The organism is Mesorhizobium sp. M7A.F.Ca.CA.001.04.2.1 (assembly GCF_003998485.1).
GTDB classification, from domain to species: Bacteria; Pseudomonadota; Alphaproteobacteria; order Rhizobiales; family Rhizobiaceae; genus Mesorhizobium; species Mesorhizobium ciceri.
Genome location: NZ_RZQT01000073.1, coordinates 23,402 through 31,087, shown reverse-complemented (window position 1 = coordinate 31,087; position 7,686 = coordinate 23,402). Strand labels below are relative to the sequence as shown.

The following is a 7,686-nucleotide window of genomic DNA, read 5'->3' as shown; positions in this document are numbered from 1 at the left end:
GTTTTGGGACAACGACATGCATAAAAATCAAAGAAGCGTTTTAGCCTTTCGCGATCCGGAATAGCGCCAGATAAGAAAATCCCGCACCGTCTTCGAGACGGCGCGGGATTTTTGTCAACAAACTAGCTCAGGTGGCTGAAAGGCTTAGAAAAAGCCCTTCCGCTGCCACCATCCGCCGCGTTTCGGCTTGTCGTCGGTCTTGTCCTCGGCCTTGGCCGCGGGTTCTTCCGCTACGGTCGAAGACACCACCGGCTCGACCGGCGCATTCACCGCCGCCGGCTTGCGCCGCGACGGGCGGGCCTTCGGTGCCTTCTCGACAGCCGCTGCTTCGTCGGACGCCGTGGCCGGCGTCTCGACCGGTGCTTCCGCCTCGGCAGCCGGCTCTTCGGCGACGATTTCGGCTGCGGCCTTCTTCGGCTTGGCGGCACGGCGTGGCTTCTTCGGCTTCTCCGTGCTCGGCGCGTCGTCATTGGCCGGAGCAAGCACCACCGGCTCTTCGGCCGCTGCGGTAACCACCGGCTCGCTAGCGATCACCTCGGTTGCCGAGACTTCGCCTTCGGACGCGTCGGCTGCTTCGCCAGCACTTGCCTCAGCCTCGCCTTCACCGTCTTCGCGGCGGTTGCGCTTGCCGCCGCGCTTGCCGCGCCGGCGCTTCTTGCCCTGGCCTTCGTCCGAAGCTTCAGCTGTGGCAGGAGTTTCGGAAACACCAACAGGGGCATTGTCGTCCGCTTCCGCGTCGCCATCTCCGGCGGCCGAGTCCGAGTCCGAAAACTCGCCGGCCGGAGCCGAGACGGAAGCACCGTCCGCAGGGGCGCCATGTTCGCGATCGCGATCCTTGCCGCCACGCCGACGCCGACGCTTGCGGCGCTTGCGGTCGCGGCCTTCGCCTTCCTCACCACCGGCAGCGGGCCGCGGCTGCTGTTGCTGCGGCTGCTGGCGTGGCTGTTCTGCCTGGATCGGCGCCTCGTCGTCTTCCTCGATGACGGCAATCTCATCCTCGGGCTCGTCCGGCTCGACATAGGCCGGGAAGCTGCGCGCCTCGACAAAGCCTTCCGGCTTTTCAGCCAACGCGCCGCGGAAGATCGCATAGTGCTGCGAACCCACCGAATCGTCGGCCTCGACGGTGATCGTCAGCCCGAAGCGGCTTTCGAGCTCCACCAGCGTGCCGCGCTTGTGGTTGAGCACGTAGAGTGCTGTCGCCGCCGGCGTCCGCACCGTGATGTGGCTGCGCGAATCCTTGAGCAGGAATTCCTCGATCGCCCGCACCACCATCAGCGCGACCGACGAATCGGAGCGCACATGGCCGGTGCCGCCGCAATGCGGGCAAGGCTTCATGGTCGATTCCAGCACGCTGGCGCGGATGCGCTGGCGTGACATCTCCATCAGGCCGAAATGCGAGATACGGCCGACCTGGATGCGCGCACGATCGTTCTTGAGGTGATCCTTCAGCCGCTTCTCGACGGAGCGGTTGTTGCGGTTCTCCTCCATGTCGATGAAGTCGATGACGATCAGGCCGGCAAGATCGCGCAGCCTGAGCTGACGCGCGACTTCCTCGGCCGCTTCCAGATTGGTGTGGAGCGCGGTGTCCTCGATCGAGTGCTCCTTGGTGGAGCGGCCCGAATTCACGTCGATGGCAACCAGCGCTTCGGTCTGGTTGATGATGATGTAGCCGCCGCTCTTCAGCGTCACTTGCGGCTGCAGCATGCGGTCGAGCTGTGCCTCGATGCCGTTGCGCACGAAGATCGGCGTCGTGTCGCGGAACGGCTGAACCACCTTGGCGTGGCTCGGCATCAGCATGCGCATGAAGTCCTTGGCCTCGCGGTAGCCTTCCTCGCCGGAGACAAGAATCTCGTCGATATCCTTGTTGTAGAGGTCGCGCACCGAGCGCTTGATCAGGCTGCCTTCCTCGTAGACCAGGGCAGGGGCCGTGGACTGCAAGGTGAGATTGCGGACATTTTCCCAAAGCCGCATCAGATATTCGTAGTCGCGCTTGATCTCTGCCTTGGTGCGGCTCTCGCCGGCGGTGCGCAGGATGACGCCCATGCCCTGCGGCACTTCGAGATCGGCGACGACCTCCTTGAGCCGCTTGCGGTCGACCGCGCTGGTGATCTTGCGCGAAATGCCGCCGCCACGCGCCGTGTTCGGCATCAGCACCGAATAGCGGCCGGCCAGCGACAGATAGGTGGTCAGCGCCGCGCCCTTGTTGCCGCGCTCTTCCTTGACGACCTGCACCAGGAGGATCTGCCGGCGCTTGATCACTTCCTGGATCTTGTACTGGCGGCGCACCGGCTTGCGGCGGTTGCGCACTTCTTCCAGCGCATCCTCGGCGCCGACCGATTCGACCTCGTGATCGTCCGGATGCGAGGACTGCACTTCTTCCAGCATGCCGCGATCATTGTCGCCGGAGGTCGCTTCGCTGCCTTGTTCGGCCAGCGGGACGGCTTCGGAAATCACATCGGCCTCGACCGAGGCGGCGATCGACGTCGGGCCGCCTTCGCGGATTTCGCCTTCGTCCTGCTCGGCCGAATCCTCGCCATGCTCGGACGCATCGGCATGTTCGGACGAATCAGCCGCATGTTCGATGATCTCGGACGTGTGCGAGATGTCCTCGACACCAGCGTCGGCACCTTCTTCTGCCTCGTCGGCAGCGTCGCTCGCCTCGCCGGAATCGGCTGCATCGCGCTTGTGCTCGCCCCGGTCGCGGGGCTTGCCGCCGCGCCTGCGGCCGCGCCGTCCGCGATCGCGGCTCTGGCGATCATCGCCGTCGCCGTCCTCGTTCTCCTCGTCCTCAGCCTCCTGCGCTTCCGCGCGCAGCAGTGCCTGACGATCGGCGACCGGAATCTGGTAGTAATCGGGGTGGATTTCACTGAAGGCGAGAAAACCGTGACGGTTGCCGCCATATTCGACAAAGGCTGCCTGAAGGGAGGGCTCTACGCGCGTTACGCGGGCTAGGTAGATGTTTCCTTTGAGCTGCTTCTTGTCCTGGGATTCAAAGTCGAATTCTTCAATACGGTTACCGCGTATGACGACAACGCGTGTTTCCTCCGGGTGGGAGGCGTCTATCAGCATTTTGTTGGGCATTATTTCGTTTCCCCCCGGCAGCCGTCAGCCGCAGCTTGCGAGGCAAAGCCTGCTGCTGCGTGTCTGGAATGTGGGTGCCGGATATTTGAACGTCCGTCGGCCGCCGCTTGAGCGCCATGGCGGTGCCGCCCGCAGCCATAATGGCGCGGTTTGATGCGGACCTTTCCATGATTGCGCTTGAAGCCATCGTCACCAACAGAACCTTTTGAACCAAAGCCCGGACGAACCGGACCAGCTTGTTTGCTCATACAGAGCCGGCACGGGAACAAACCCGGCCGTTTTCCTCACGCAGGCGATTCCCCCGCCACGGGAGCACGCCTGCGAAATTCGTCGCGATCACCTGAACCCTTTTCGCCTGAAGCGAAAGGAGCCGCCTTTACGTCTGACCCTGTAGCAAGAAGCTGCGGAGGAGGGCGGTTCCAGGATTGCAGTGATCCACCATCGCTTTTATGATTTGGCGGGGTGGAAGGCAACCCCGATTTCCGATGCCGGCAAAAAGCCGTCCCGTAGCGTAAAGCCAGGCTTGCGGCCCTGCATGAAAAGGCTTGGTTAACCTTCTCTGGATACCAATCGTTAATCGAGTTCGCGGCCTAACCGGCATTCGACGAAACGACCGGGCGCCGGGCGCCAAACCGGGAGCGACTGCAAGAGAGATGGGATTGGCGGACTTCACAGACAAGGGACGTCGTGTCGGCGGCCGGATCCTGGCCGCTTTCTGCCTCTTGCTGCTGCTGGCGGCCTCATCCGTCTTGTCTTCAAATGCCAGTGCCGCCGACGCTCCGCTCGTGGCAAAAGGCTACAAGATGGCCGGCGATGCCACCAAGATGCGCATCGTCATGGATTTCGACCGCGAACCCGATATCAAATGGTTCCTGCTGCGTGGTCCCAACCGTCTTGTCATCGATCTCGCGAATACGAGGTTCGCCGTGGATGCCAAGGATTTGAAGGCGCGGGGCCTGGTCAAGGGCGTGCGCCTGGGCGAACTCGGCGAGGGCGTTTCGCGTCTGATCCTCACCGGCAAGGGACCCTTTGCCGTCGACAAGCTCGACGTGCTCAAGAACGAGGACGGAACCGGCTACCGCATTGCCATCGACATGTCGGCGGCATCCGAACGCGAGTTCGATGCCGCACTTGCCAATCAGGCGCTGACCACCGGATCGACCGTTTCGACCGACAAGGGAGGGCGGGTCGGCACCGGGCCGGTCTCCAATCCGGGCCATCGGTTCACCGTCGTCATCGACCCCGGCCATGGCGGCATCGACGGCGGTGCCGAGGGCCTGAACGGCACCATCGAAAAAAACGTCACGCTGGCCTTCGCCACGGAGCTGCGCGACAAACTCGCGGCCGTCGGCAATTACGATGTGTTCATGACGCGCGACACAGACGAATTCCTGCGTCTGGACGACCGCGTGCGCATTGCCCGTCAGCATGAGGCCGACCTGCTTATTTCGATCCATGCCGACACGATCAGCGTCAAGGGCATTCGCGGCGCCACCGTCTATACCGTCTCCGACAAGGCTTCGGACCCCGAGGCGCAGGCGCTTGCCGACCGTGAGAACCTCTCCGACCAGTTCGCCGGCATGGAAATCAAGAACGACAACAAGGAAGTCACCGACATCCTGATCGACCTGATCCGCCGCGAAACACACAATTTCTCGATGAGTTTCGCCCACACGCTGGTTGGCCAGTTGTCGACCAGCGTCGGTCTTATCAACAATCCGCAGCGCTCCGCGGGTTTCAAGGTGCTCAAGGCACCCGATGTGCCGTCGGTGCTGGTCGAACTCGGTTATCTCTCGAACGCCAAGGACGAGGCGCAGTTGCTCAATGCCGACTGGCGCGGCAAGGCAGCCCAGAGCATAACCAACGCCGTCGCGCTGTTCGCGTCGGCCAAGGCCGGATCGGGAACCGGAGGTTGACATGACCGGCGACGCCTGCAACCAGAGGCGGCGTTGCGCGACGACAACACCCAGTGCTTTTATTTCCGGCCAGCAGCCGTGAAATCAGGCATTGCCGTATTTTGTCCACATGGCGGCGACAAGGGTTTTCGATTACGGATTGGGACCGGCTCGAAAGCTTGCGTGAAAGGCGGCTTCGTTTAGGAAATTCCCGAACCAAGGACTGGAGCGGGTATGATTCGTCTCATTGGCTATTTTTTCGGCATCGGCACGACGCTGGCCCTTCTGGTCGCGGCGGGCGTTGCGATCTACATCGGCCATTTGTCGAAGGATCTGCCCGACTACGAGGTGCTGGCCAAATACGAGCCGCCGGTGACCACCCGCATCCATGCGTCCGACGGCGCGCTGATGGCCGAATATGCGCGCGAACGGCGCCTGTATCTGCCGATCCAGGCCATTCCGGACCGCGTCAAGGCGGCCTTCCTGTCGGCGGAAGACAAGAATTTCTACAATCACCCGGGCATCGATGTGACCGGCCTCGGCCGCGCCATCATCGTCAACCTGCAGAATTTCGGCTCGGGCCGGCGCCAGGTCGGCGCTTCGACGATCACCCAGCAGGTGGCGAAGAACTTCCTGTTGTCCTCGGACCAGACCTACGAGCGCAAGATCAAGGAGATGATCCTCGCCTTCCGCATCGAGCAGGCCTATCCCAAGGATCGCATTCTCGAGCTCTACCTCAACGAAATCTTCTTCGGCTTCGGCGCCTATGGCGTCGCCGGTGCGGCGCTGACCTATTTCGACAAGTCGGTCAACGAACTGTCCGTGGCCGAGGCCGCCTACCTGGCCTCCCTGCCCAAGGGGCCGAACAACTATCACCCTTTCAAGCATGCCGATCGCGCGATCGAGCGCCGCAACTGGGTCATCGATCAGATGGTCGAGAACGGCTATGTCACGCGTGAGGAAGGCAACAAGGCCAAGGCCGAGCCGCTGGGCGTGACGCCGCGGCGCAGCGGCACCTATCTGTTCGCCGGCGAGTACTTCACCGAAGAGGTGCGCCGCCAGATCATCGCCCGCTACGGCGAGAATGCGCTCTACGAAGGCGGCCTCTCCGTCCGCACCACGCTCGATCCGAAGATCCAGCTCATTGCCCGCAAATCGATGCAGAACGGGTTGATGAAATACGACACGCTGCGCGGCTATCGCGGGCCGGTGACATCGATCGATGTCTCGGGCGACTGGGGCGTGCCGCTTGGCGCCGTCAAGGGACTGGAGGATGTTCCCGAATGGTCGCTCGCCGTCGTGCTCGACAGTTCGGCGACCGGCCTGTCGATCGGCCTGCAGCCCGCACGGCAGGCGTCGGGCGAGATCGTCAAGGAGCGCGTCGAAGGCACCATCAGCAAGGAGGACATGGGTTTTGCCATGCGCCATGTGGTCGCCGGCAAGACCGTCAAGGCCAAGTCGCCGGCGGAGGTGCTGAAGCCGGGCGACGTCATCTTCGTGCAGAAAAACGATGGTGCCGAGGGCACTTACAGCCTGCGCCAGGTGCCCGAAGTGGAAGGCGGCCTGATCGCCATGGACCCGCACACCGGCCGCGTGCTGGCCATGGTCGGCGGCTTCTCCTATGCGCAGTCCGAATTCAACCGCGCCACGCAAGCCATGCGCCAGCCGGGCTCCTCGTTCAAGCCGATCGTCTATTCGGCAGCGCTCGACAATGGCTATACGCCGGCCTCGGTGATCATGGACGGGCCGATCACGATCCAGAGCGGCAACACGAGCTGGACGCCGAAGAACTATGACGGCACCGTCGCCGGTCCGGCGACCCTGCGCTCCGGCATCGAGAAGTCGCGCAACCTGATGACGGTGCGGCTTGCCAATGACATGGGGATGAAGCTGGTGGTCGAATATGCCGAGCGCTTCGGTGTCTACGACCATCTGGCACCCTATCTGCCAATGGCGCTGGGTTCCGGCGAAACCACCGTGATGCGCATGGTGTCGGCCTATTCGATCATGGCCAATGGCGGCAAGTCGATCAAACCGTCGCTCATCGACCGCATCCAGGACCGCTACGGCAAGACGGTGTTCAAGCAGGACGAACGTGGCTGCCAGGGTTGCAATGCGCAGGAATGGCAGAACCAGCCGGAGCCGGAGCTGGTCGACAATTCCGAGCAGGTGCTCGACCCGATGACCGCCTACCAGATCACCTCGATGATGGAAGGCGTCGTGCAGCGCGGCACCGGCGCCACCATCGGCGAACTCGGCCGTCACATCGCCGGCAAGACCGGAACCACCAACGATGAAAAGGACGCCTGGTTCATCGGTTACACGCCCAACCTCGTCGTCGGCCTCTACATGGGCTATGACACGCCGCGCGGCCTCGGCCATGGCGCCACCGGTGGCGGCCTCGCAGCCCCGATCTTCAAGGACTTCATGCGAGTGGCGCTGGACGGCACGCCCAATGTCGACTTCAAGGTCCCCGAAGGCATGAACCTGGTCGCCATCAATCGCAAGACCGGCATGCGTGCCGCATCGGGCGATCCCGGCACCATCATCGAAGCCTTCAAGCCGGGCACCGGTCCCGCCGACAGCTATTGGGTGATCGGCATGGGCGCGGACGGCTCCAATGCCACCGGTGGCGCGCTGTCGCCGCAAGCCAATCAGGCTATCCAGTCCGGCGGCGGCGGCCTCTACTGACGATTTTCAGGGGCGGATG

General features: G+C 63.1%; 3 protein-coding genes. 2 read left to right on the top strand and 1 reads right to left on the bottom strand.

The window, feature by feature from the left end:
- Positions 1 to 144: 144 nt before the first annotated feature.
- Complete coding sequence (locus tag EN955_RS21925) at positions 145 to 3,081, bottom strand: ribonuclease E/G (RefSeq protein WP_024503887.1); 2,937 nt, start codon at positions 3,079 to 3,081, stop codon at positions 145 to 147.
- Between the two features lie 653 nt (positions 3,082 to 3,734).
- Here EN955_RS21925 and EN955_RS21920 point away from each other — a divergent pair.
- Positions 3,735 to 4,997 (top strand): N-acetylmuramoyl-L-alanine amidase, encoded by a 1,263-nt coding sequence (locus EN955_RS21920; RefSeq protein ID WP_024503888.1) that lies wholly within the window; start codon positions 3,735 to 3,737, stop codon positions 4,995 to 4,997.
- Between the two features lie 213 nt (positions 4,998 to 5,210).
- Complete coding sequence (locus tag EN955_RS21915; RefSeq protein WP_013531366.1) at positions 5,211 to 7,667, top strand: penicillin-binding protein 1A; 2,457 nt, start codon at positions 5,211 to 5,213, stop codon at positions 7,665 to 7,667.
- The last annotated feature ends 19 nt before the right edge of the window (positions 7,668 to 7,686 follow it).